Below are 24,969 nucleotides of genomic sequence, written 5' to 3'. Positions count from 1 at the left end.
CTAGTATAAGCAAAGGCGAACCGGTTTCAATTATTTTGGAATTATATTTCATTATTTGAAACAGGCCGAAAAACAGGGCGCCTGGCGCCCTGCTTCCCCTCCTCGCCGGGTTATTCCCCCAGCACCTCGGAAATACGCTGCAGCTCTACGGTGCCACCTTTCTTGACGGTGGCGATGTTGGGGTCAGCCATCATGCCGCCCTTGGCATCGATTTCCGTCACGCCGTAGGGATTATGCTCTTCCGCAAGGCTCTTCAGGGCATCGCCCATAGCCGCACGAATTGCCTTGGAGTCCTCCACAGTACCGGCTTCCTTCATGGCCTGAATCACGGTGTGCATGGCGAAGTAGTTGTAGGCCACTTCCGTGGTCGGATCCTCGCCATCATTCTGCTTCTGGTACTTGGCGACGAAGTCCTTGGCACCCTGTTCTTCGTACATGGTCAGCGGGACCACACCCACGGAGCCTTCCAGCATCTTGTAGCCGCCAATGATTTTGGACATTTCACCCATCTTGGCCTGGTCCATGATCACGAAGCCACCCTTGAAGCCCAGCTGGCGGGCCTGCTTGGCCACCAGTGCAGTGGGCTCGGACGCCCCGCCAATGAACAGTACGTCAGGCTTCTCTGCCAGTACCTTGCTCACGCCGGTATAGAAGTCCGCCGACTTGTTGTAGTCCATGGGGTTATCCGCTACCACGGTACCGCCCATGGCTTCCCAGGTGGGGACGAATGCCTTGGTCCAGTACTTGGCGTAGTCATGGGTGGCATTGGCGATGGCCACTTTCTTGCCATTCTGCTCCATGGCGATCTTGGTGAACGGCTTCATGTAGCCGGTAAAGGTGGGCGGGATACGCACAGTCAATTCATTGCCCTTCTCGGTCACCGTGGGCACCGAGGTATAGGACATCACCAGGAAATCATCCCGCTCATTGAACGCCTGCAGGGCAAAGGTACCACCGGAATGCGGCGTAAAGATCACCGGTGCATTGTACTGCTGCACCAGGCGCTTGCCGTTCACCGCCGCCTGACTGGGGGCATACTTGTCATCCAGGGATACCAGGTTGATCTCGTAGGTGTCATCACCCACCTTGAAACCACCCTTGTCGTTGATTTCCTTGGCGGCCATTTGCAGGCCTTCCAGGGTGTTTTGGCCGTACAAGGCAGCACCGCCACTCAGTGGGCCGGTGAAGCCGATGGTAACGGTTTCGGCCGCCTGCGCGCCGCTGGCAGCCAGTGCGATGGCACTGGCGCAGGCCAGACGGCAGAAGCGCTTAACCAGGGTATTTTTTCCGTTGCTCATGAAACTCTCCCGTTATTGTTTTGCTCAAGCTTGTTGTAGCGCACACGGTGCGGGTTTGGTGAAGATGTCTCAGGCCCCGATATAGGCCTTGCGAATTTCTTCGTTACCCAGCATCGCGTCCTTATCACCCTCCATCACCAGGCGACCGTTTTCGATCACGTAGGCGCGGTGAGCAATTTTCAGTGCGGCGAAGGCATTCTGCTCCGCCAGCAACACCGTGGTGCCCTGTTCGTTGATGCCCTTGATGGTTTCAAACATCTGCTTCACCACCAGCGGAGCCAACCCCAGGGAAGGCTCGTCCAGTAGCAGCAGTTTGGGCCGCCCCATCATGGCGCGACCAATGGCCACCATCTGTTGCTGGCCACCACTGAGAGATCCGGCCGCATGGTCCTTTTTCTCGTCGAGAATCGGGAACAGCGCCAGCACCTGGTCCAGCGTCTTCTTCATGGCGGCCTTGTCCCGGCGATGCACATAGGCACCCAGCATCAGGTTTTTCAGCACCGACATTTCCGGGAACAATTTGCGCCCTTCCGGACACTGCACCACGCCACTCTGTACCAGGCCGGAGGGCTTCAGGCCGGTGACATCCTTGCCATTCAGGGAAATCTTGCCGGCGGTGGGTTTGAGCAGGCCACTTATGGTGTTGAACAGCGTGCTCTTGCCGGCGCCATTGGCTCCCAGCAATACCACCAGTTCACCCTCCCCCACCGTCATGGAGACTTTTTCCAGGGCCTTGAAGCTGCCGTAGCGCGCTTCCACATCGTTAAGCTGCAGCATCGTCATCACTCCCCAGATAGGCTTCGATTACCACCGGATTGCTTCGAATCTGTTCCGGGGTGCCTTCGGCAATTTTTTCACCGTGATCCAACACCATGATCTTGTCCGCCAGGTTCATGATCATGTCCATCTTGTGCTCGATCAGGCAGACGGTGACGCCGTGCTCCACCATCTTGCGGATCAGCGATGCCAGGTTCTCGGTCTCCTCCGGGTTGATGCCACCGGCGGGCTCATCCAGCAGTACCAGCTCCGGATCGGTGGCCAGGGCCAGGGCAAAGGCCACGCGCTTTTTTTCTTCCTGGCTGATGTCCGCGGTAATGCGATGACCGATATGGGACAGGCCGACGAAATCCAGCACTTCCTGGGCCCGGGAACGACATTTCTTCTCTTCATCACGCAGACGCTTGGAGTTGATGATCACATCCCACAGGCGCGACTGGGTGCGCAGACGGTGGCCTACGATCAGGTTGTCCAGCACCGTGGACTCATCAAACAGCGAAGTGGTCTGGAAGGTTCGCGCGATACCCAGCCGGGCGATGCGATCACAGGCCATACCGGTGATATCCATACCCTGGTATTCGATGGAACCTTCGGTGGGCGCCATGGCCCCGGCCACCAGATTGAAGAAGGTGCTCTTGCCGGCCCCGTTGGGGCCGATGATGGCGTTGATCTTGTTGGCTTCGAATTCGATGCTGACGTTGTTCACCGCCGCCAGGCCACCGAACCGTTTGGTCAGATTATTGATCTTAAGCATGGTTACCGGCCTCCTGATTGCGAGGTGTCGTCGCCTTGTTCGACGACGGCTTTTTTTCGCTGGCAGATTCCTTTTGAGCAGTTTCATGAGCTGCGGCCAGACGGCGACCACGCCAGGTCAGGAACGTGCCCACCACGCCTCGTGGGAAGAAGATCACCAGCACCACCAGCAACGGGCCGAACACGATCATCCGGTACTCTTCCAGGAACTGCAGAGACTGGGTCAGCCAGGTAATCGCCAGGGTGCCGAACAACGGCCCCATCAGGGTGCCGATGCCCCCCACCAGCAGGAAGGTAATCATGTCGAAGGTATGCACCACGTCGGCTTCCGCCGGGCCGATAAAACGCACCATGCCGGCATACAGCGCACCGGCCACGCTGGCATAGGTGGTGGACAGCACAAACGCCAGAACCTTGTTGCGCATCAGGTTGATACCCAGGGACGCGGCCAGCTCGTCACTGATACGAATGGCCCGGAAGCTGCGGCCCAGCAGGGAATTGGCAATACGTGCGGCCAACCAGATGGACAGCACCATGAATACCAGAGCCAGGTAATAGAACGGCGTGGTCTCGGTGAAATCCACCAGGCCGAAACCTGATGGCGCCGGAATATTGATAATGCCAAGGGCACCGTGGGTCAGCTCTTCCCACTTATCGATCAGCAGATAAATGATGAACCCCACACACAGGGTGAAAATAGCGAAGTAATGCTCCTTCAGGCGCAGCGACACCACCCCGGCCAGGAAGCCCAACAACGCACCGGACACACCGGCAGCCACAAAGGCCCACCAGAACGCCCAGCCATGATCCACGGTGAGAATCGCCAGGGTATAGGCGCCGATGGCAAAGAAGCCGCCATGGGCCAGATTCAACTGGCCACAAAGCCCGGTGATGATATTCATACCGTAGACCGCAATAGCCCAGACAAACGCCAGCGCCATCACATAGATCTGGTATTCATTGCTCGCCACAAAGGGGAACAACAGTGCCGCGAGGATCATCACGATCTTCATCGCCGGCGTCATAAAGAACTCGGAAATCTTCTGCAGGGCGTTCATTAGCGCACCCCCTTGGTAAACAGACCGGTGGGCTTGATAGAGAGAATCACCACCAGCAAGGCGAAGGCGATGATGTCCTTGTAGTCAGTGGAGATGTAGAAGCCACCAAAGGCTTCCGCAAACCCGATGATCAAGCCGCCAACGATGGCACCAGGGATGGAGCCCATGCCGCCAAGGATGATGATCACAAAGGCTTTCATGATCAGCAGATGCCCCATGGCCGGGTAGACCAGGTTAATCGGCGCGAACAAGGTGGCCCCCACCGCCGCCAGCACCCCGGAGATGGCAAAGGTCATCATCGCCACCCGGTTGGCATCGATCCCCACCAGGAAGGCCCCTTCCCGGTTCTGGGCCATGGCCACAATGGTGGAGCCGGTCATGGTCTTTTTCAGGAACAGATGCAGGACCGCCATCAGCGAGAAGGCGCCGACGATGATCAGTATCCGTTGGGCCGGCATGGTCAGGCCGGCAAATTCGACGATGCCGGTATAAGGCGTGGGCATGCGGCGGAATTCCGCGCCCCAGTGCATCTGCACCAGCGCCTCGAGAAACAGCATGATGCCGATGGCGGCAATCTTGTCGTGGATCGGCGGCGCATCACGCAAGGGGTTGAACACCAGCCGTTCGCACAACACCGCCAGCAACGCCACCGCAGCGGCGGCGCCAAGCATGGCCAGCCAGTAGTTGGCGCCAACATCGACCATGATCACGTAGGACACATAGGCGCCCACCATGTAGAGCGCCCCGTGGGCGAAGTTCGGTACGTGCAAAATGCCGTACACCAGGGTCAGCCCCAGGGCCACCAGCCCGTAGATGCTGCCCAGCGTCAGGCCGTTAAGCACTTGCTGCATGAATAAGTCCAAGGCAAAGCCTCCTGTGTGTGGGAACGGTTGCCAAGCGGCAATCGCGTTTCCCGTTTTTCCTTTGTTATGTCAGCCCCTGCGACGTAGCGCTGCCGCGTAGGTTTTATTGTGGTGCTGACTGGGGTTTGTTCCTGCCTACTAGCAAGCCTGCTGTTCCTGTTCGCTGGCCCATTCCTGCTCCTGCAGGGCTCGCCACATCACCTTGCCGGTGGGCGAACGGGGCAGCTCATCACGAAACTCCACCACCTGCGGCACCTTGTAGGCGGCCATTTCTTCCTTGCACCAATCGATGATGGCCTGCTCGGTAAGCGTGCCTTTCATCTCGTTGCGCAGGACCACGCAGGCTTTCACGGTTTCACCGCGACGCGGGTGAGGAGTGGAAATGACGCAGCTTTCCTGAATGGCCGGGTGGCGGTACATGAGGCTTTCCACCTCCGCCGGCCAGACCTTGAAGCCGGACGCGTTGATCATCCGTTTGACCCGGTCGACGATGAAGAAATAGCCCTCTTCGTCGTAGTAGCCCAGATCACCGGTGCGGAAGAAACGCTTGCCATCCAGTTCGGTAAACGCCTTTTGCGTTTCCTGGGGACGCTTCCAGTAGCCCTGGAACACCTGCGGGCCATGGATGAGGATCTCCCCTACCTCGCCGGGGCCCAGTTCCTTGCCGGTCTGGCCGTCGTCTTCAACCGCCACAATGCGCGAATCGATATCGAACACCGGAATTCCCAGACACTGGGACTTAGGGTTATCGGTGGGATTGATATGGGTACCGGCGATGGTTTCGGACAGGCCATAGCCTTCCATGTAACGCAGGCCGGTAAGCTGGAAGAGTTTGTCGGAGACCGCCGCGGGCATGGCCGCCCCGCCGCCACCGATATTCTCCAGGGAGGACAGGTCGTACTTCTCCACGTCCGGATCGGAGAGCAGATCGATGGCCATGGTGACGATGTTCACCCAGCGGCTGACCTTGTAGCGTTCGATCAGCTTTGCCGCCACACGGCGATCCCAGCGGGTCATCAGCACGATCAGCGAGCCACCGTAGATCGGCGTATTCATGGAGCCCTGCATGCCGGTCACATGAAAGTACGGCAGCGTGGCCAGGGTTACCGATTCGGTGGTGCCGTGGCTCCAGACACCGCCCTGCACACAGGTGGCCATCACCGAACGATGGGTATGCATACAACCCTTGGGAGCACCGGTGGTACCAGAGCTATAAGGAAACACCGCCAGATCGTCCGGGCCTACCAAGAGTTCACTGGGGGTTTCACCGGCACCAATGGCATCTTTCCAGGCAATGTGCGCCGGATTGTTCAGCGCCACCGCCGGTGCTTCCACCTCGGCGGGCAACGGCAGGTCCGTATCACGGGTGATGTAATCGCTGTAGGCCGCCACGATCACATGGCGAAGATTCACCATGCCCACCACCGGCGCCACGGGCGGCAACAGTTCCTGGCCACAGATGGCCACGGCGGCTTCGGTGTCCTCCAGATAATGCTCCAGTTCGGCGGCCCGGTTCATGGGGTTCACCGGCACCACGATGGCATTGGCACGGAGGATGGCGTAGTAGCTGATGATGAACTGGGGCGCGTTCTGCATGAACAGCAGCACCCGGTCGCCCTTCTCTATCCCCAGCGATTGCAGATAGCCCGCCAGGGCATCCACCTGCTGCTTGAGTTCGGCAAAGGTGATGGGGCTGTCGTAATAGTTGATTGCATCCCGGTGAGGATAACGCAGGGCCGAGACCTCCAAATTGGTATAGAGGCTGGTCTGCGGCAGGCTGAGGTGGCGCGGCATATTCTCCGGCCAGACCGCATAGTGCCGATCAAACATGTTGAGCTCTCCCGCGGCGTTTCAATGAACGCCTTTTATTTGTGTTGCTGCTGTAGCGAATGCTGAAGGGAATCGGCGGTCCCACCGCCCTTCAGCGGAAACAAGATGTTGACTCGCCAGTCAATCTGACATGGCTCGGGAGGGTCGTCAATACTATTTTGGAATGACGTTTCGTTTTTTGAAACGAAATCTGACAAAGGCTAGAAAGAGGATTCTCTCAAGGAGGGACCAAAAACATACCACCGGGTATGTGCTCTGCACAGACCAGTTATCGGAAATGCGGACCGGTATTTCAGTTGCCAATTCAGTGGCTTGGAATTACAGCTCGGGAGACGTTCGCAGGGAAGGAGAATGCTGCAGGGCAAACAGACAGGTATCGACAAAATCCGTGGCCGCCCGCTCCAGATCCAACACCTGCGGATCAAGCAACCAGTACATGATCACGCCAGTGAGCTGGCTGTGTAACCAGGTAACAGATTTCACCCTATCCAGATTTTCCGGGAGTTGCCCACGGGCGATGGCATTGGCAAAGGTCCGCGTCAGTCGCCCGGCGGAGTCTCGGCAGGCGTCACGCTGACGATCCAGCAAATCGGCATTTTCGCCGCTGAATTCGCATTTCTGGAACATGATCTCGAAAAGCCGCCGCTGGCCGGGATCACAGACCGCTTGCTGTAACAGATAGACCATAAACTCACGCAGGCGACCCAGCGGATCCGGCTCACTGGCATCCTCTGCGCGCTCCGCCAGACTGTCGAATGGCAAGCGACTGCGATCCACCATGGCCATGAACACATCATGCTTGTTCTTGAAGTGCCAGTAGATCGCCCCTCGCGTCACCCCGGCCTCACTGGCAATATCTTTTAAAGAGGCGGACAGTACCCCTTTACGGTGAAAAACCTGCTCGGCGGCATCCAGGATCTGAGCCCGGGTTTGCAGCGCTTCTGCCTTTGTTCGCCTGACCATGGAAGACTCTTAATGGACTCAAGAAAATTGAATGGATTTCACTTTCGGGCCTATACATACATTGCTGAATGTATATACTGAACCTGATTCATATTTCCTGCAAGCACCGCCCCTTCGTCGAGTCGGTGCCTGACGGCGTGTATTGAAAACAGAGGTGATTATGCGCAGCGGTTTGATTCTCTCCCTTCTGGCGGGCGCCCTTGCCCTGCAGCTTGCCGGTTGCAGTGACGCTGACCAGGCCGGCCAGCAACAACAGCAACAGGCCCCGCAGGTTGGCTTTATTACGGTAAAGGCCAAATCCACCACCCTTAGCCGGGAGCTGCCCGGGCGCACCACCGCTCACCAGATTGCTGAAGTGCGCCCGCAGGTAAGCGGCGTGATCGAAAAGCGCCTGTTCGAAGAAGGCCAGAAAGTCGAAGCCGGGCAACCTCTCTACAAGATCGATTCACGCACCTACCAGGCAACCGTAGCGTCTGCCCGGGCGGAGCTTGCCCGGGCCCAGGCCACCCTGAACTCCAACACCCTGCGTGTGGAACGCTTCAAGACGCTGCTGGAACGCCGCTCTGTCAGCCAGCAGGAATATGACGAAGCCAAAGCCGCCCTGGATGAAAACAAGGCCGCTGTAGCCGCCGCCCGAGCCAATCTGCAAAGCGCACAGATCAACCTGGATTACGCCACCATCGAGGCGCCGATCAGCGGCCGCATCGGGCGATCCACCGTGACGGCCGGCGCACTGGTCACCGCCAACCAGGCCAATGCCCTGGCGACCATCCGCCAGCTGGACCCTATCTATGTGGATCTGACCCAGTCCAGCATCGAGCTGCGTCGCCTGCGCCAGGCCATGGAAGCCGGCGAACTGCAGCAGGTCAGCGACGATGAAGCGCGTATTACCCTGATCCTGGAAGACGGCAGCCAGTACAGCAAACCCGGCGCGCTGCAGTTCTCCGAGTATGCGGTGGACGAAAGCACCGGCTCGGTGACCCTGCGCGCACTCTTCCCCAACCCGGACGGCGACCTGCTACCGGGCATGTTTGTCCGCGGTCGCCTGCCCGAGGGCCAGCGAGAAGATGCCATTCTGGTTCCCCAAAAAGGCATTACCCGTGACCCCACCGGCCAGGCCAGCGCCATGCTCATCGACGACAACAACACGGTAAAAAAGGTGAACGTGGTCACCGAACGCGCCGTGGGTAGTCAGTGGCTGATCGCCAGCGGCCTGAAAGACGGAGACCGGTTGATCGTGGATGGGCTGCAAAAAATCCAGCCCGGCATTCCGGTTAGTCCCGTGGATACCGAACAGCAGGCTCAAGCATCCCAGGCCCCCGCCACTCAAGGCGGGGATCAAAGCGCAGCGCAATAACGCGACGTAACGAGAAACGGGAATACCATGGCCAGATTCTTTATTGACCGCCCGATTTTTGCCTGGGTTATCGCCATCATCATGATGATGGCGGGTGCCCTGGCCATTTATACCCTGCCGGTGGAACAGTACCCGGCAGTGGCCCCGCCAGCGGTGACCATTGCCGGTAACTATCCCGGCGCCTCGGCAAAAACCGTGGAAGACTCGGTCACCCAGGTGATCGAGCAGCAGATGAGTGGCATCGATAACCTGCTCTACATCGGCTCCAGCAGCGATTCCTTCGGCAACGCCCAGATCACGCTGACATTCGCCCCGGGAACCGACGCGGATATCGCCCAGGTTCAGGTGCAGAACAAGTTGCAACTGGCCACCCCCCTACTCCCCCAGGAAGTGCAGCAACAGGGTCTCCAGGTAAGCAAATCCTCGGATTCCTTCCTGATGGTGGTGTCCTTTTCCTCCGAGGACGGCAGCCTCAGCCGGGCCGATCTGGCCGACTATGTGGCCTCCAATGTGCAGGATCCGATCAGTCGGGTACCGGGTGTCGGCAAGATCCAGCTGTTCGGCTCCCCCTACGCCATGCGTATCTGGCTGGACCCGAACAAACTGAACAAATACGACCTGACGCCCCAGGACATTACCCAGACGGTTCAGGTACAGAACAACCAGGTGGCCAGTGGCCAGTTGGGTGGCGCCCCTGCAGTGGAAGGCCAGCAGCTCAATGCCAACATCATTGCCCAGACGCGCCTGCAAAGTACCGAACAGTTCCAGAACATCCTGCTCAAAGTAAACCCGGATGGATCCCAGGTGTTCCTGCGGGATGTGGCCCGGGTGGAACTGGCCGCACAGAACTACGATGTGGTGGGGCGCTATAACGGCCAGCCTGCCGCCGGCCTGGCCATCAGCCTGGCCTCCGGCGCCAACGCGCTGGATACCGCGGATGCGGTGCGCGCTCGCCTGGAAGAATTGAAGCCCTTCTTCCCCGACAAGATGGAGATGGATTACCCCTACGACACCACCCCGTTCGTGGAGATCTCCATTGAGGAAGTGGTCCACACCCTGTTCGAAGCCATCATCCTGGTCTTCCTGGTGATGTACCTGTTCCTGCAGAACTTCCGCGCCACCCTGATTCCCACCATTGCGGTGCCGGTGGTACTACTCGGCACCTTCGGTGTATTGGCAGCCTTTGGTTTCTCCATTAACACCCTGACCATGTTCGGCATGGTGCTGGCTATTGGTCTGCTGGTGGACGATGCCATCGTGGTGGTAGAAAACGTGGAACGGGTCATGCACGAAGAAGGCTTGCCCCCCAAGGAAGCCACCCGCAAATCCATGGGCCAGATCACCGGCGCCCTGGTGGGTATTGCCCTGGTACTGTCAGCGGTATTTATCCCCATGGCGTTCTTCCCCGGCTCCACCGGGGCGATTTACCGGCAGTTCTCGATCACCATTGTGTCCGCCATGGTGCTGTCCGTGCTGGTTGCCCTGATCCTCACCCCCGCCCTGTGTGCCACCATGCTCAAGGCCAAGGATGCAGAGCACCAGACCAACAAGGGTTTCTTCGGCTGGTTTAACCGCACTTTCGATCGCAGCAGCCTGGCCTACCAGGGTCGGGTGGAAAAAATACTGGGCCGCCGCGGGCGTTACCTGGCGATCTATGTGGTGATTGTCGGTGTGCTGGGCTTTTCCTTCATGCGCCTGCCCTCCAGCTTCTTGCCGGAAGAGGATCAGGGCATGATGTTTACCCTGGTCACGCTGCCGGCGGGCTCCACCCAGGAGCAGACCGTGGACGTCCTGAAGAAGATGGAGAATTACTACCTCAACGAGGAAACCTCCGCCGTGGATGGTCTGTTCACCGTGGCCGGTTTCAGCTTTACCGGCCAGGGCCAGAATGCCGGGCTGGCGTTCGTCAACCTGAAGGACTGGTCCGAACGGAATCTGGAAACCGATGGCGTCAACCAGGTGGTAGGCCGCTCCATGGGCTTCTTCGCCAGCATTCGTGAAGCCATGATCTTTGCCCTCAACCCGCCCTCGATCCCCGAACTGGGTAACGCCAGCGGCTTTGACTTTCAGCTTCTGGATCAGGCCGGTCGTGGTCATGAAGCGCTGATCCAGGCCCGTAACCAGTTACTGGGCATGGCCAGCCAGGACCCTCGTCTTGCCGGCGTGCGCCCCAATGGCCTGGAAGACAGCCCGCAATATCAACTGGACATTGACCAACAGAAAGCCAAGGCGTTGGGGCTCAGTATCAGCGATATCAACAGCACACTGCAGATTGCCTGGGGCTCGAGCTATGTGAATAACTTTGTCGACCGGGGCCGGGTGAAACGGGTGTATGTGCAGGCTGACGCGCCCTATCGCATGCTGCCGGAAAACATTGATGACTGGTATGTGCGCAACAATCAGGGCGAAATGGTGCCTTTCTCCGCCTTTGCCACCGGCCACTGGACCTACGGGTCACCCAAACTGGAGCGTTACAACGGCGTTTCCTCGGTGAACATTCAGGGCAACGCGGCACCCGGCTACAGTACCGGTGACGCCATGGATGCCATGGAAGAACTGACCGCCAAGCTGCCAGCCGGGTTCGGCTCCGAATGGACCGGCCTATCCTATCAGGAACGCCAGTCCGGTGATCAGGCGCCGGCCCTGTATGCGATTTCCCTGCTGGTGGTGTTCCTGTGCCTGGCGGCGCTCTACGAGAGCTGGTCCATTCCCTTCGCCGTCATGCTGGTGGTCCCGCTCGGCGTGATCGGTGCCGTGCTGGCTGCCACCTTCCGCGGGCTGGAGAACGATGTGTTCTTCCAGGTTGGCCTGCTCACCACCATCGGGCTATCGGCGAAGAACGCCATTCTGATTGCGGAATTTGCCCTGGAGCTTGAGCAGAAGGGCGAGCACCTGGTCAAGGCCACCCTGGAAGCGGTACGTATGAGGCTGCGGCCCATCCTAATGACCTCACTGGCCTTCATGCTCGGGGTTACCCCGCTGATGATCAGCACCGGCGCTGGCGCCGGCGCCCGTAACGCCATCGGTACCGGGGTATTCGGTGGCATGCTCACCGCTACGGTGCTGGCGATTTTCTTTATTCCGCTGTTCTATGTGGTCGTCCGCAAGCTCGCTGGCGTTCCGCTGAATGGCAAGCCGAAGGAAACAGCAGACCACTGATCCGGCTTTCAATCTGCCGGGCCCCGGGTGGGCCTGGCAGATTGCTCTTCCTTCCCCGCAACACTATTTCTCCTCTTCCGACGCCCGTTCGTCGCCTCCCGGTTTTCGTTTATCCCCTACGTGAAGCTTGCGTGAAATGAACCATGGTACTTATTCCCCTACCAAGGGCATGGCCATTTTTTGTGAAGCAGATTTGGAAAAAAGCATACCAATAAGGTACCGGGCGAACATCGACGAAACGGCACCGTTCGTCCCTCCTCACTTTCATTTCCATATTCTGCATATATAAAAATAGTTGCGCCTGTTCTAAGGGGGAAAGCAGCCCGCGCTGCTTTAACGGTATAAACCGGGATCCGGGGAACAGAATGGAAGTAGCAGCTACACGGGGAAGGGTCATGGATAGACTCAACATCCTGGTGGTGGACGACAGCACCGCCATACGAAGCCTTATCACCGCCAAATTGCACGAACTGGCCGCCGGCTCCTACGACCTGGACATCGCCCAGGCCGCTGACGGTAGCCAGGCACTGGCGTGCGCCGAAAAACGCCCCTTTGATCTAATCTTCCTCGATGTGGAGATGCCGGTAATGGGCGGCCTGGAAGCCTGCAGCGCCCTGCGCCAGAAAGGCAGCCCGGCCCGCATCGCCATGCTTTCCAGCATGACCTCCGCAGAAGCTCACCTGGCCGGTCGCCAGGCCGGGTGTGACAACTATCTTGTCAAACCTCCGCATGACGCCGATCTGCGTTCCATCTTACGACTGGCTTCATTGCGCAAACTCGCCGCCGGCTGAACAGCAACGTCGATACCAATAACAACGCATGACAGGTTCAAGGGGGAGAAGGCCCAATGCAGGAAAACGACAAGGCACTGCAAAGTTTTCTGATCGAAAGTGACGAAAATCTGGGGCAACTGGAACAGGATATCGTGGCACTGGAGCGCTTACCCCATGACAGTGAGCGTATTGCCAGCGCCTTCCGGGCAATCCATACCATCAAGGGCACCTGCGGTTTTTTCGGCTTCACGCAGCTGGAGACCCTAAGCCATGCTCTGGAAGATATCCTCGGCGCCATGCGCGACGGAGATCAACACATGGATCTTCCGCATGCCACCGCGCTACTGGACGGGGTGGATGAAATCCGTGTTTTCCTCAAGCGTATTCACAATGATGGTAAAGACGGAGACCCGGCACCACAGGCCTTGATCGACCGCTTACATGCACTGATCCCCACCCGCACGGAAAATGAGGCTGCCGCCAGTCCATCTCAAATCACACAGCCCCCCACTGAACCGGCGAAGCCTGAGCATACAAACCCAGCGGTAACCAGCGAACAGAATGTCATGCCGACGAGCGACCATTCCTCGCCGGAAAAAGCAGAGCCGGAAATCACCAGCCAGCAACAGGCAGGAAAGAGCGATACCACCGTACGTGTGGATGTCATGCTGCTGGACAAGCTGATGAATGTGGTAGGCGAGCTGGTACTCACCCGCAACCAGCTTTTGCAGCACACCGCCAACCAGAACGATGCTCAACTGGTTAACCTGTCCCAACGCCTGAATATGGTCACCAGTGAGCTGCAGGAAGGCCTGATGCAAACCCGCATGCAGCCGATCCGCAATGCCTGGTCCACCTACCCTCGCCTGCTTCTGGATCTGGAAAGAAAAACCGGCAAACGGGTGACTCCGGTACTCAGGGGCGGGGATACAGAACTGGATCGCAGTCTGCTCGAAGCCATTCGCGACCCCCTCATCCACCTGGTTCGCAACGCCGTCGATCATGGCATCGAGACGCCGGAACATCGTCGCGCCAGAGGCAAACCGGAAACCGGCACCTTGACCATGAGCGCCTATCACGAAAGTGGCAACGTCACCGTAGAGGTCAGCGACGATGGCGCCGGCCTGGACAGTGACAAAATTATCCGGCGAGCCATGGAGGTCGGTCTGGTGCGCCCGGAGCAGGCGGAACAGCTCACCGAACAGGAAAAGATCCGCTATATATTCGAACCCGGCTTTTCCACTGCAGACACTGTCAGCGACCTGTCAGGCCGCGGCGTGGGCCTGGATGTGGTGCGAACCAATGTGGAGCGCATCGGCGGGTCCATTGATATCAAGAGCATCCCCGGCCGTGGTACGACACTGAAACTGAAAATCCCGCTCACCCTCGCCATTGTCCCGGCTTTGATCGTGCGTTGCCTCCATCAGCGTTTCGCCATTCCCCAGGTCAACCTGATGGAAGTGGTCTACGTAGAAGCCGACCGTCTCGAAAAGGATATCGAGACAGTCCACGACGCCCTGGTCTATCGGCTTCGCGGCAGACTGCTGCCGCTGGTCGACATGCGCTCGCTGATGCAGATGGGCGACAAGGAAACCCATAAAGATCAGTTCATTCTGGTGCTCACCGCCGACCAGCAGGAATTTGGACTGCTGGTGGACGACGTTCGCGATACGGAAGAAATCGTGGTCAAACCCCTGGGTAGACTCCTCAAGGACAACCCCTGCTTTGCCGGCGCCACCATCATGGGTGATGGTCGGGTAGCGTTGATTCTGGATGTTAAGTCCACTGCCGACTTTGCCGGCGTTACCCGCCACGAGCGCAAACTGCGCCAGCTGGAAAACCCACTAGACGCAGAAGCCAAACCCATTCGCGCCGCCGAGAGCTACCTGCTGGTACGCCCGGATGACAGTACTGGCCGCTCTGCCATCGCCCTGTCGAGAGTGTCACGCCTGGAGGAAATCAGTACCGATCTGATCGAATACTCCGCCGGCCGGGAAGTGATTCAGTATCGCGGTGGCATTCTGCCGCTGATTCGCCTTGGCGACGCCAACCGCAGCACTCCCTCTGACCAAGAGATTATCCGCATTGTGGTGCAACCCACCGACTTCGGTGAAGTAGGCCTGGTGGTCAACGACATCATCGATATCGTCAGTGACGACGAAGCCGCCATACAACAGAGCGCCCAGACCGAAGGCATTCTTGGCGCTGGCATCCTGCAAGGCCATGTGACGGACTTTATCGATTGTGAAGCCCTGTTCAGCCAGTTCCATGGCAAGCACCGAAGTGAGGACAGCAATGGACACTAAACAACTGATCTGCACGTTCTCCGTTGCGGGAAAGCATTACGGCGTGGTGGTCGACAATGTTCAGGAAGTGCTCGCCAACCACCAGATTACCAATATTCCGCTGGCGCCTCCCGGGGTACTCGGGCTGATGAATATCCGCGGACGTATCGTGCCGGCCATCGCCCTACGCAAGGTGCTGCGGTTGCCCGGCGAAAGCGATGAAGAAGACACCATCAACATCGTCATCAATCACGGTGGCGAACAGGTGGGCCTGATGGTGGACTGCATCGGTGACATTGTCAGCGTGCAGCCAGAAGAGATCGAACCACCACCGGAAACACTCAAGGGGGCACCACGAAAATTCATGCGCGGCGTCTTCCCGGTCCAGGGCACGCTTTATCTGTTACTGGACCTGGACACCCTGCTGGCGGACGAACTGTGCAGCCGCTCAGCCAGTCGCGCTTCACACTCAGTATTGCAATAACAAGGACAACACGGGGATAGACAGCAATGACAGATAATCTGGATCACGCAAACGATAACTCTCTCTATAGCCAGGTAGGTGGCGAAGCCGCTGTCCGCGCCGTGGTAACCGAGTTTTACAACCGGGTGCTGAGTGATCAGGCCCTGGCCCCCTACTTTCGCCACAAACAGCGCAAAGGCCTGGAAGAATCCCAGGTGCAGTTCTTCACCCAGGCCCTGGGTGGGCCGAAGATTTATCAGGGCCCGTCCATGGCCGACGCCCACAAGAACCTGCATATCACCGCCAGAAACTTCGACCGGGTCGCCGTTCACCTGAAAGAGACACTGGAGTCTCTGGGTGTGGAGTCCAGCCACATCGATACCATCATGAATACCGTTGCGCCATTGAAGGGGGACATCGTGAACGAAAACGCCACAGACACAACCAACGGCAGCAGCCAGCCGACCCATAGCGACAGCGCCCTTCGCGATGTGGACACCAGCAAGTCCGTCACCGACAGCCTGGAAGGCGTAAAAAGCACCATGGCCAGCCTGCAAGCCAACGTGTTTGTCGCTGATACCAACCTCAACATCGTTTACATCAACCCCCGTGCCGCAGAAACCCTGTCGACTATTGCCCAACCGATTTTCAAAACCTTCGGGGTCAAAATCGAGGACATCCTCAACGGCCATATCCACCGCTTTCACCGCGACCCGAAACGGGTGGAAACCATCCTCCGCGATCCCAAGGCCATGCCTCACTCTGCCGACTTCAACTTCGGTGGCGTGACTCTGCGCACCCGCATCAATGCGGTGATTAGCTCGGAAGAAAAAATCATTGGCTACACCGTTTGCTGGGAAGACGTGACCACGGAGCTGCGCCAGGAAAACGAATTCCGGCGTGTGATGAACATGGTGGACCAGATGCCCACCAATGTTTTCCTCTGTGACCGGGATTTGAAAATCATCTACCTGAACCCGGCCGCCACCGCCACCATGGAAAAGCTGGAATCCTACCTGCCGATCAAGGCAAGCGAACTGCTGGGCGCCAACATTGATGTTTTCCACAAACAGCCAGAGCACCAGCGCCGCATTCTGTCCGATCCCACCAACCTGCCTTATCGTGCACGCATCAATATTGGTGACGAGAAGGCTGACCTGCTGGTAAACGCGATCTACGACGCGGAAGGCAACTACGTGGGCCCCATGCTCACCTGGGAAATCATCACCGAAAAAGTGCTGCTGGAAGAACGTATTCGCGGCACCGTGGAAGTGCTGGCCACCTCCTCCGAGGAAATGATTGCCACCAGTGACCAGATGGGTTCCAACGCCGGCGTTACCAGTAGCCAGGCCAATTCCGCGGTTCGCACCGCCGAAGACATCAACGAAAACGTGCAGGCAGTATCCAGTGGTATCGAGGAAATGGGTGCCAGCATCAAGGAAATCGCCAAGAACGCCACCGACGCCGCCCGCGTGGCCGACGAGGCAGTGAGCATTGCCGAAGGCACCAACACCACCATCAGCAGCCTGGGCACCAGCAGCGCGGAGATTGGCAAGGTGATCAAGGTAATTACCGGCATTGCCCAGCAAACCAACTTGTTGGCACTCAATGCCACCATTGAGGCTGCCCGTGCCGGGGATGCCGGTCGCGGTTTTGCCGTGGTCGCCAATGAAGTGAAGGAACTGGCCAAGGAAACCGGCCGCGCCACCGAAGACATCGGCCAGAAGATCGAGGCCATCCAGGTGGATGTGAAAGGCGCCATCGAAGGCATCGCCCGTATCAGCGAGGTCATTCACCACATCAGCCAGGTTCAGGGTTCCATTGCCTCCGCGGTGGAAGAACAGACCATCACCACTAACGAAATGGGCCGTCGTGTCGCCGACGCCGCCAAGGGCACCAACGAAGTGGCCGGTAATATCGGTGGCGTTGCCGAAGCGGCGAAAAGCACCAATGCCGGCGTGGACAGCATGCGTCAGGCAGCCACGGATCTGGCCAAACTGGCCGCAGACCTGCAGACCCTGGTGGTGGATGCAGAGCGCACCGGACGCGCGGACAACCAGAAATAATGAGGGAGCAAAATCATGACGACTACACAAGCACTGGTCATTGATGACTCCCGGGCCATGCGCCTGATCCTCGGCGACCTGCTTCAGCAGTTGGGTTATGAAACTACCGAAGCCGGTGATGGCCAGCAGGCCATCACCCTGCTGGAGGGGGATGACAGCATCCCCTCCCTGGCCCTGGTGGACTGGAACATGCCGGTCATGAACGGCCTGGAATTTATCCGCACCGTACGGCAGAAATCGTGCTATCGGGATATGAAGTTACTGGTGGTTACCAGTGAGGCGGAAGTGGGCCAGATGGTGGAAGCCCTGACTGCTGGCGCCGATGAATACTTGATGAAACCGTTTTCCTCGGAGGCTCTTGCCTGCAAGCTGGAAATGATGGGGCTGCACAGAGCAGAGAGAGCATGAGCAACATTCGTGTCTTTCTGGTGGATGATACCGCCGCCGTGCGGCATATCCTCACCCAGATTCTGGAAGAAGATCCTGACATCGTTGTGGTGGGCACGGCTTGCGATGGACGCCAGGGCCTCGATCGTCTGCAACGGGTAGAAGCGGATCTGCTGATCCTGGATGTGGAAATGCCCGGCATGGGCGGGCTGGAAATGCTCAAGGAACTGAAAGTAAGCCGCCCGGAACTTCCGGTGCTGGTATTCAGCTCCATTACCGAACGCGGCGCCATGGTAACCATTGAGGCCCTGTCCCTGGGCGCCAGCGACTATGTGCCCAAACCCGCCATGGTGGGCACTGCCGCCGAAGCCCGGGACTACATCAAGACCAGCCTGCTGGGAAAAATCAAAACCCTGTTGCGACGGGAGAGCAAACCATCAGCCGCACCACCACCACGCCCCCGCCCGGTAGCCTCACAGCTCCCGCATCATCGCATTCCTTCCCGGGTGGATCTGGTGGTGATTGGTGCCTCCATGGGCGGACCACGGGCCCTGGGCCAGCTGATCCCGGCCCTGCCTGGTGATTTTCCGGTTCCCATTCTGGTGGTGCAGCACATGCCGGCGGTGTTCACCCGCGCCCTGGCCACACGGCTTGATCAGAACGCGCCGTTACGTGTGGCAGAGTGCGACAGTAGTCAGCGGGCCGAGCCAGGCCAGGTCTGGCTGGCCGCCGGTGACTATCACATGACCGTGGATAAGGTTGGCGACAACACCCTGGTCGCTCCCCAGCGCAGCGAGCCGGTGAATTTCTGCCGGCCCGCCGTGGATATTCTGTTTGCCAGCGCCGCCAAAGCCTATGGTCCCAATGTGCTGGCTGTGGTGTTGACGGGGATGGGCCAGGATGGCCTGGAAGGCTGTCGCCAACTGGCCAAGGCCGGCGCACAGATCCTGGTGCAGGACCAACCCACCAGCGCGGTATGGGGAATGCCCGGGGTGGTATCACGGGCCGGCCTTGCCTGCGCGGAGCTCCCGTTGCAGGACATGGCGGCGGAGATTATGCGACGGGTTAACCGTGGCCGGCCCACGTTTCGTGCACGACAGCGAGCCGCCATGAATCCCGAGGTACATGGATGAGCTGTATCAACGAAAGCAGCTATTTAACCCTGTGCAATCTCCTCTGTGACCAGATCGCGCTCAGCTTGCCGCCGGACAAAGTGTATCTGGCCGAGGCCCGATTGCAGAACCTGGCCAAACAACACACCCATGGCGACATCAATGCGCTGATCGAAAAAGCCTCCACTGTCGCTGACGATGCCTTGCGGACAGAGCTGGTGGAAGCCATGGCAATCAACGAAACCTATTTTTTCCGCGACCCGATTCTCAGCCAGAGCTTTCTGGACACCATGATCCCTGCCCTGCTGGAAAAACGGCGACGCGACAAGATCTTGCGCATCTGGAGCGCCGCCTGCAGCACCGGTCAGGAAGCCTATAGCGTGGCCATGCTGCTGGACCAACACTTCCCGCAATTGAAAGACTGGCAGGTCACCCTGATCGCCAGCGATTTCTCCCAGTCCGCACTGAACAAAGCGCAACAAGGCTGTTATGGCCTCAACGAAATGAACCGGGGACTGCCCGCCCGCAACATGGCGCTCTATTTCGAGCAGCAGGGCCTGGATTGGCAAGTCAAACCGGCAATCCGCGAGCGAATCAGCTTTCAGAAAATCAATCTGGTGCGGGAATGGCCGGAGGACCTGCCCGTGTTCGACATCGTCTTACTGCGCAATGTGCTGCTGTACTTTTCCATGGAGGACCGCCAGCGGGTACTGGGCCGAGTGCGCAAACATACCGCCAATGACGGTTACCTGCTGCTTGGCTCCACCGAAAGCCTGGAAAAAACCGCCGGCTTTGTCCCGGCCATTCCGGGAAATCACCGCCCTTTTTACCAACCCGCTTGAAGGTGCTCACATGGATATGTCGTCACAACCCGCCATGCTGTCACAGAAAATTGCCCGTATCGGCGCCAATGTGCTCAGCGATTTTCTGAAAATTCCGGTGCGCGCCCAGAGCGGCCCGCCACCGATGATTCACAATGGCGCAGAGATTTCGATTTCGGGAAAGTGGAAAGGTAGCGTTACCGTCAGCACCTGCGAAAACTTGGGCCAACGAATCGCCGGCCAGATGTTCAGGAAAGAAGATGACGCGGTGACCGGTGAAGATGTGGTCGACGCACTCACCGAACTGACCAACATCATTGCCGGCAACATCAAGGCCATCCTGCCCGGCCCCAGCCAGCTATCGCTACCTGTGCCACTGGCAGTACTGCCCAGCGAACATCGCAACAATGTGGATGTACAGTTATTCGATGATCGTCAGGGGATGCTGCGAATCAGCCTGCAGCCGGCGGAGCATTGAGGCCTTTCATGTAGGAGCTATGCTTGCATGGCGAACCGCGCTTGCGCGGGAATCGTCCGTAGGGCGATCAGGACTATCAGGGCTCGACAGCTTCCAGAACACTGCGGACAGACTTTGATCTTTGCCGGCTCGCTACGCTCGGTTCGCATTTCGTAGATCCCTTGGGGGGCAAGCATAGGTATTCGCTTCGCTCACCCTTCGGGCCGCACAGAACTACGTGCGTTACTCCGCTACGCTCCGTTCCTACAGCGGCTTCGTAGAAATCCAGAGAACCGCTCAGTCGTTCCTTATACAACAAGTGTAGCTCGCCTCAGACCGGCTCGCCATCCGGCCCCGCACTACTGGACCGCAACCGGAACGTGCCCTCGCCAATGGCCAGTAGCTGTCCTTGCTGATCGAACACTTCCATGGTGCTGTTATAGATTCGGGAACCACCGGCACGACGTGTGCCGATGGCACGGATCAAGCCTTCACCAGCCTGCCCGGTAAAGGTGGTAGTCATGGACAGGGTAACCGCCTTGCGGACGCGCTCGGGATAGGGGCAATAGGTGCCGGCGCAGGCACCGGCTACATCCATCAGCGTCGCCAGTACACCGCCATGAATGACGCCGCCCAGGTTCAGATGTTCCTGACGTACCTGAAGCCCCAGTACCGCCCGGTCTTCTTGCCATTCCAGAAAATGCAGCCCGACCAGGGCGGGGAAACCATTATTGAAACGCGCATTGGCGTCTTCCATGGAAAACGCGGACGGCGGTACTGCTGACATGTATTGTCCTCGGCAGAAGCGGGATCAGGCCCGCCCTTGCACCATCTGTTCTACCTGAGCCACCACATCCTTGAGTCTGGGCCCCAGGTTTTCAATCAGGGTACGGCGGCTGAGACGCAGTGACGAACCGCCGCAGTTGAACGGCACCACCTGGGCACCGCCATCCAGAATCAGCGGCACGGCAACGCCGCTCACATCCCGGTTCCACTCGCCGTCAGAAATGCAGAAACCGTACTCCTGATACTCCTCATAGGCGGACTGCAGGCTGCGCTCCAGTTCCGGCCAAGCCGCCGGGTCCTGCCGGCGGATCTGTTCGAGATATTGCTCGCGCTCGGATTCCGGAGTCGCCGCCAGAAAAGCACGCCCCAGCGCCGAGGTGGCCATGGGCACGCGGGAGCCGATGTTCAGGCGCAGCACCAGCGGGCCATTGCCCTGACATACCTGAATGTAGGTTACCTGGGCGCCATCCGGGGCGCCGATGGCCACCATGCAATCGGTGGCATCGGCCAGCTCCTGCATAAAGGGACGGGCCAGTTCACGCACCCCTTCGCTGGCCAGATAACGGTAGCCCAGATCCAGCACCCCCGGGCCAAGACGGTATTTCTCCAGTTGCGGCACATAGCGCAGGTAACCGAGCTGGGTCAGGGTGGCTGTCATGCGCGATACCGTCGGACGCGGGATATTGGTGCGCTTGGCCAGCTCCGCGTTGCCAAGGTATTCATCGGACGGACCGAAACAGCGGAGAATATCCAGCCCCCGCGCCAGGGCGGTGACGAAATTCCGGTCTTTGTCGTTGGTGCCCACGTCGGCAACAGCTCTGCGCATTGTTGTATTTCCTTTCAGGCTTCGGGATCGGGAACCGTTCCCCGGCACAGCGGGCATAGATTCCACTTATAGTTATGTATTCACCGCGCAAATATAGCAAAAAGCGGTTTCACCTGCATAAGCCAGTCATGGTCATGACCCAAGGCCTCGCGCACAATGGAATCCACATTGCAGGCAACTTAACCATGTCATGCCACGGACCGAGTGGTCAATATTTTAAAACTTCGTTTCATTATTGTATTGTGGGCATTCTGACTCAATAAGCAACCGACAAAAGGACATCCCCATGGGCTCGCTGCAACAGTTCTATATCAATGGTGAATGGGTCAACCCGGCTGATGGCGCCAGCAGTCATACCGTGATCAACCCGGCCACGGAAAGTCCCTTGGGTGAGCTGGCCATGGGCGGCGCAGCGGATATCGATGCCGCCATTAGTGCCGCCGCGGCGGCCTTTCCGGCGTTCAGCGCCGAGCCACTGGAAACCCGGCTGGGCTACCTGGAAAAGATTGCCGAGGGTTACCAGGCGCGACTGGAAGAGATCGCCCAGGCCATCAGCCAGGAAATGGGCGCGCCCATCAGTCTGGCGCGCAAGGTGCAGGCCCCCATGGGCCTCGGCCATCTGAAAACCACCCTGGCCGTGGCTCGGGATTACCCCTTTGAAGAACAGCTCGGTCAGGCGCAGATTCGGCGGGCCGCTGCCGGGGTCTGTGCTCTGATCACCCCCTGGAACTGGCCCATGAACCAGGTCATGTGCAAGGTGGCACCCGCCATCGCCGCTGGCTGCACCATGGTGCTCAAGCCCAGTGAGTTTGCCCCACTGTCGGCACAGATTTTGGCCGAGATCATTGACGAAGCGGGCCTGCCGGCCGGGGTGTTCAATATGGTCCATGGTGATGGCGCCCAGGTTGGTCCGCTGCTGTCCAGTGACCCGCGTATTGATGTGGTGTCACTCACCGGCTCCACCCGGGCCGGCGAGTCCGTCAGCCGCGAGGCCGCCGCCACCATCAAGCGGGTCTCCCTGGAACTGGGCGGCAAATCCGCCAACATCCTGCTGCCCGGTTGTGACCTGCAAAAGGCCGTTACCCACGGGGTGCGGGCAATGATGAACAACACCGGCCAGAGCTGTAACGCGCCCTCGCGGATGCTGGTGCACGCCGAGCAGCTGGCGGAGGCAGAGGCCATTGCCGCCGAAGCCTGCAGTACGATTGTGGCGGGCGACCCGCAGGACGAAGGCACCGTAATCGGCCCCATTGCCAATGGCCGCCAGTACCAGCGGGTGCAATCCATGATCGAAAAAGGCGTGGAAGAAGGGGCCAAACTGGTTGCCGGCGGCACCGGCAAGCCGGAGGGACTGGAAGCCGGCTATTTCGCCCGCCCCACTGTCTTCAGCCAGGTCAGCAACACCATGACCATTGGCCGCGAGGAAATCTTCGGCCCGGTATTGGTGATGATCCCCTATCAGGATGTGGACGAGGCAGTGACCATCGCCAACGACTCGGACTATGGCCTCTCTGGTTATGTGTTCGGGGAGGACAGCGCAGCCCGCGCGGTGGCGGCCCGGTTGCGTACCGGCATGGTGCATATCAATGGCGCCGGCCCGGATCTGCAGGGGGCCTTCGGCGGCTACAAGCAATCCGGTAACGGTCGCGAATGGGGCCGTTTCGGGCTGGAAGAATTCCTGGAGACTCAGTCACTGTTCCTGCCGGGCTGATCCCGGCCCAAAGCTTCACCCGTCATTTACGGACACAAAGTGGCCTGTTTTGTGTACTGGCACTAGCGCCCCGTCCGGGGCGCGAAAGTGCCATTTACCTGTCCTGCTGTAACCCTGAGTATCGTGACATTCTTTAATGTCACAGTTTGACATCCACCGGTGATAACCGGTCGGGACCAGGAGGACACATGACAACAACAGCATCCAGCAACATCAAGGCCGGTGAACAGAACGCACAGAAGGTGCCGCTGGGCGCCACCGTGAACATCCCCCCTCGTCGTCTGGACTTCCAGTTCGACGACAAGACCACGGCGCGCTATTTCTACGATAACGACCCCTTCCTGAGCGCTTTCTGGTTGAGCCTGTCTGCCCTGTTCCCGGAAGGCGAAGCCTTCTTCGTGGACTCCGTGCGCCACTACCGCAAAGAGGTTACCGACGCCAAACTGAAAGCTCAGGTAGCGGGCTTTATTGGCCAGGAAGCCATGCACAGTAAAGAGCATGAAGCCTGGAACGAGATGGGCGTGAAATTCGGCTACCCCACCGACAAGCTGGACAAGTCGCTGGGCAAGCTGCTTGGCCTGGTGCAGAAACGCACCCCCAAGATTTTCCAGCTGGCGGCCACCGTGTGCTTGGAGCACTACACTGCCATCATCGCCGAGCAGCTGCTGCGTGAGCCGGAGCACCAGGCCCGCATTCTCGACGATGCCACCGCAAAACTGTGGTTGTGGCACGCGCTGGAAGAGAACGAACACAAGACCGTTGCCTATGACGTTTACGAAAAAGTCAGTGGCAGCTATGCCATCCGTGCCGGTGCCATGATTCCTACCACGGTGCTTTTCTTCGCCGTATTGGGCGTATTTCAGGCTCGCATGCTGGCCTCCGATGGCCACCTGCTGAACGTGAAAAACAACTGGAACGGCATCAAGTTCCTGTTCGGTCGCAAGGGCCTGTTCACCAAGCTGGCGCCCCAGTACCTGGATTTCTTCAAGCGCGACTTCCACCCCTCCCAGCACGACACCGACGCGTTGCTGGACGAGTGGCGGGAAAAGCTGTTCGGCGCCGAAGGCCTGCTCACCGAGCAACATGCCCAGGCCAGCCAGCGCAAGGGCAAGAAAGCCCACTGATACATTCTGTTTCTCTCCTCTTCAGGGCCGCTTTATGCGGCCTTTTTTATTGGCAGACCCAGCACGTACCACGCTTCATGCTCCACGCAATATGCAGGGT

At 58.8% G+C, this 24,969-nt stretch carries 21 protein-coding genes; 12 read left to right on the top strand and 9 right to left on the bottom strand.

The window, feature by feature from the left end; translation table 11 throughout:
* Positions 1 to 110: 110 nt before the first annotated feature.
* The 7 genes from Q0Y02_RS12830 to Q0Y02_RS12800 form a co-directional block, all read right to left on the bottom strand.
* Entirely contained in the window at positions 111 to 1,298 is a 1,188-nt protein-coding gene (locus tag Q0Y02_RS12830) for an ABC transporter substrate-binding protein (protein WP_297769062.1), read from the bottom strand.
* A 69-nt stretch (positions 1,299 to 1,367) separates the two neighbouring features.
* Positions 1,368 to 2,075 (bottom strand): ABC transporter ATP-binding protein, encoded by a 708-nt coding sequence (locus tag Q0Y02_RS12825; RefSeq protein ID WP_063508089.1) that lies wholly within the window; start codon positions 2,073 to 2,075, stop codon positions 1,368 to 1,370.
* On the bottom strand, positions 2,062 to 2,829 hold the full coding sequence (locus Q0Y02_RS12820; RefSeq protein ID WP_297769055.1) for an ABC transporter ATP-binding protein: 768 nt from the start codon (positions 2,827 to 2,829) through the stop codon (positions 2,062 to 2,064). Before Q0Y02_RS12820 ends, Q0Y02_RS12825 begins: the two co-directional genes overlap by 14 nt.
* A complete protein-coding gene (locus Q0Y02_RS12815; protein WP_297769052.1) occupies positions 2,822 to 3,886 on the bottom strand; it encodes a branched-chain amino acid ABC transporter permease in 1,065 nt (354 codons plus the stop codon). The genes Q0Y02_RS12820 and Q0Y02_RS12815 overlap by 8 nt, the downstream gene beginning before the upstream one ends.
* Positions 3,886 to 4,737, bottom strand: coding sequence for a branched-chain amino acid ABC transporter permease (locus Q0Y02_RS12810; RefSeq protein WP_297769049.1), 852 nt, complete (start codon positions 4,735 to 4,737; stop codon positions 3,886 to 3,888). Before Q0Y02_RS12810 ends, Q0Y02_RS12815 begins: the two co-directional genes overlap by 1 nt.
* 150 nt (positions 4,738 to 4,887) lie before the next feature.
* Entirely contained in the window at positions 4,888 to 6,579 is a 1,692-nt protein-coding gene (locus Q0Y02_RS12805) for a long-chain fatty acid--CoA ligase (protein ID WP_297769046.1), read from the bottom strand.
* A gap of 318 nt (positions 6,580 to 6,897) precedes the next feature.
* Positions 6,898 to 7,542: a TetR family transcriptional regulator gene (locus Q0Y02_RS12800; RefSeq protein ID WP_297769043.1), complete on the bottom strand. Its 645-nt coding sequence runs from the start codon at positions 7,540 to 7,542 to the stop codon at positions 6,898 to 6,900.
* Positions 7,543 to 7,702: 160 nt separating this feature from the next.
* Between Q0Y02_RS12800 and Q0Y02_RS12795 the strand changes: the two genes are divergently transcribed.
* From Q0Y02_RS12795 to Q0Y02_RS12750, 10 genes are all read left to right on the top strand, one after another.
* Complete coding sequence (locus Q0Y02_RS12795) at positions 7,703 to 8,899, top strand: efflux RND transporter periplasmic adaptor subunit (protein WP_297769038.1); 1,197 nt, start codon at positions 7,703 to 7,705, stop codon at positions 8,897 to 8,899.
* Between the two features lie 27 nt (positions 8,900 to 8,926).
* On the top strand, positions 8,927 to 12,058 hold the full coding sequence (locus Q0Y02_RS12790; RefSeq protein WP_297769035.1) for an efflux RND transporter permease subunit: 3,132 nt from the start codon (positions 8,927 to 8,929) through the stop codon (positions 12,056 to 12,058).
* A gap of 395 nt (positions 12,059 to 12,453) precedes the next feature.
* Positions 12,454 to 12,849 carry a response regulator gene (locus Q0Y02_RS12785; RefSeq protein ID WP_297769032.1) on the top strand — a complete coding sequence of 132 codons (396 nt, stop codon included), beginning with the start codon at positions 12,454 to 12,456 and terminating at the stop codon, positions 12,847 to 12,849.
* A 56-nt stretch (positions 12,850 to 12,905) separates the two neighbouring features.
* Positions 12,906 to 15,137: a chemotaxis protein CheA gene (locus Q0Y02_RS12780; protein WP_297769029.1), complete on the top strand. Its 2,232-nt coding sequence runs from the start codon at positions 12,906 to 12,908 to the stop codon at positions 15,135 to 15,137.
* On the top strand, positions 15,127 to 15,600 hold the full coding sequence (locus tag Q0Y02_RS12775) for a chemotaxis protein CheW (protein WP_297769026.1): 474 nt from the start codon (positions 15,127 to 15,129) through the stop codon (positions 15,598 to 15,600). The genes Q0Y02_RS12780 and Q0Y02_RS12775 overlap by 11 nt, the downstream gene beginning before the upstream one ends.
* 26 nt (positions 15,601 to 15,626) lie before the next feature.
* The gene (locus Q0Y02_RS12770; protein WP_297769023.1) at positions 15,627 to 17,645 is read left to right on the top strand and encodes a methyl-accepting chemotaxis protein; all 2,019 of its coding nucleotides are present in this window, start codon (positions 15,627 to 15,629) and stop codon (positions 17,643 to 17,645) included.
* 15 nt (positions 17,646 to 17,660) lie between these two features.
* The gene (locus Q0Y02_RS12765; protein WP_297769021.1) at positions 17,661 to 18,053 is read left to right on the top strand and encodes a response regulator; all 393 of its coding nucleotides are present in this window, start codon (positions 17,661 to 17,663) and stop codon (positions 18,051 to 18,053) included.
* The gene (locus Q0Y02_RS12760) at positions 18,050 to 19,165 is read left to right on the top strand and encodes a chemotaxis response regulator protein-glutamate methylesterase (RefSeq protein ID WP_297769018.1); all 1,116 of its coding nucleotides are present in this window, start codon (positions 18,050 to 18,052) and stop codon (positions 19,163 to 19,165) included. The genes Q0Y02_RS12765 and Q0Y02_RS12760 overlap by 4 nt, the downstream gene beginning before the upstream one ends.
* Positions 19,162 to 19,986, top strand: coding sequence for a protein-glutamate O-methyltransferase CheR (locus Q0Y02_RS12755; protein ID WP_297769016.1), 825 nt, complete (start codon positions 19,162 to 19,164; stop codon positions 19,984 to 19,986). Before Q0Y02_RS12760 ends, Q0Y02_RS12755 begins: the two co-directional genes overlap by 4 nt.
* A 10-nt stretch (positions 19,987 to 19,996) precedes the next feature.
* A complete protein-coding gene (locus tag Q0Y02_RS12750) occupies positions 19,997 to 20,443 on the top strand; it encodes a chemotaxis protein CheX (protein ID WP_297769013.1) in 447 nt (148 codons plus the stop codon).
* 310 nt (positions 20,444 to 20,753) lie between these two features.
* On the opposite strand, the gene Q0Y02_RS12745 is transcribed toward Q0Y02_RS12750, so the two are convergent.
* Positions 20,754 to 21,209 (bottom strand): PaaI family thioesterase, encoded by a 456-nt coding sequence (locus Q0Y02_RS12745; RefSeq protein WP_297769010.1) that lies wholly within the window; start codon positions 21,207 to 21,209, stop codon positions 20,754 to 20,756.
* A 24-nt stretch (positions 21,210 to 21,233) separates the two neighbouring features.
* Complete coding sequence (locus tag Q0Y02_RS12740) at positions 21,234 to 22,034, bottom strand: IclR family transcriptional regulator (protein ID WP_297769007.1); 801 nt, start codon at positions 22,032 to 22,034, stop codon at positions 21,234 to 21,236.
* A gap of 286 nt (positions 22,035 to 22,320) precedes the next feature.
* On the opposite strand from Q0Y02_RS12740, the gene Q0Y02_RS12735 reads away from it, so the two are divergent.
* The gene (locus Q0Y02_RS12735; RefSeq protein WP_297769004.1) at positions 22,321 to 23,745 is read left to right on the top strand and encodes an aldehyde dehydrogenase family protein; all 1,425 of its coding nucleotides are present in this window, start codon (positions 22,321 to 22,323) and stop codon (positions 23,743 to 23,745) included.
* Between the two features lie 188 nt (positions 23,746 to 23,933).
* Positions 23,934 to 24,869 (top strand): metal-dependent hydrolase, encoded by a 936-nt coding sequence (locus Q0Y02_RS12730; protein ID WP_297769001.1) that lies wholly within the window; start codon positions 23,934 to 23,936, stop codon positions 24,867 to 24,869.
* Positions 24,870 to 24,969 lie beyond the last annotated feature (100 nt).

The organism is uncultured Alcanivorax sp. (assembly GCF_947258575.1).
In the GTDB taxonomy this organism is placed as follows: Bacteria; Pseudomonadota; Gammaproteobacteria; order Pseudomonadales; family Alcanivoracaceae; genus Alcanivorax.
This window is presented reverse-complemented; position numbering and strand designations above follow the sequence as displayed.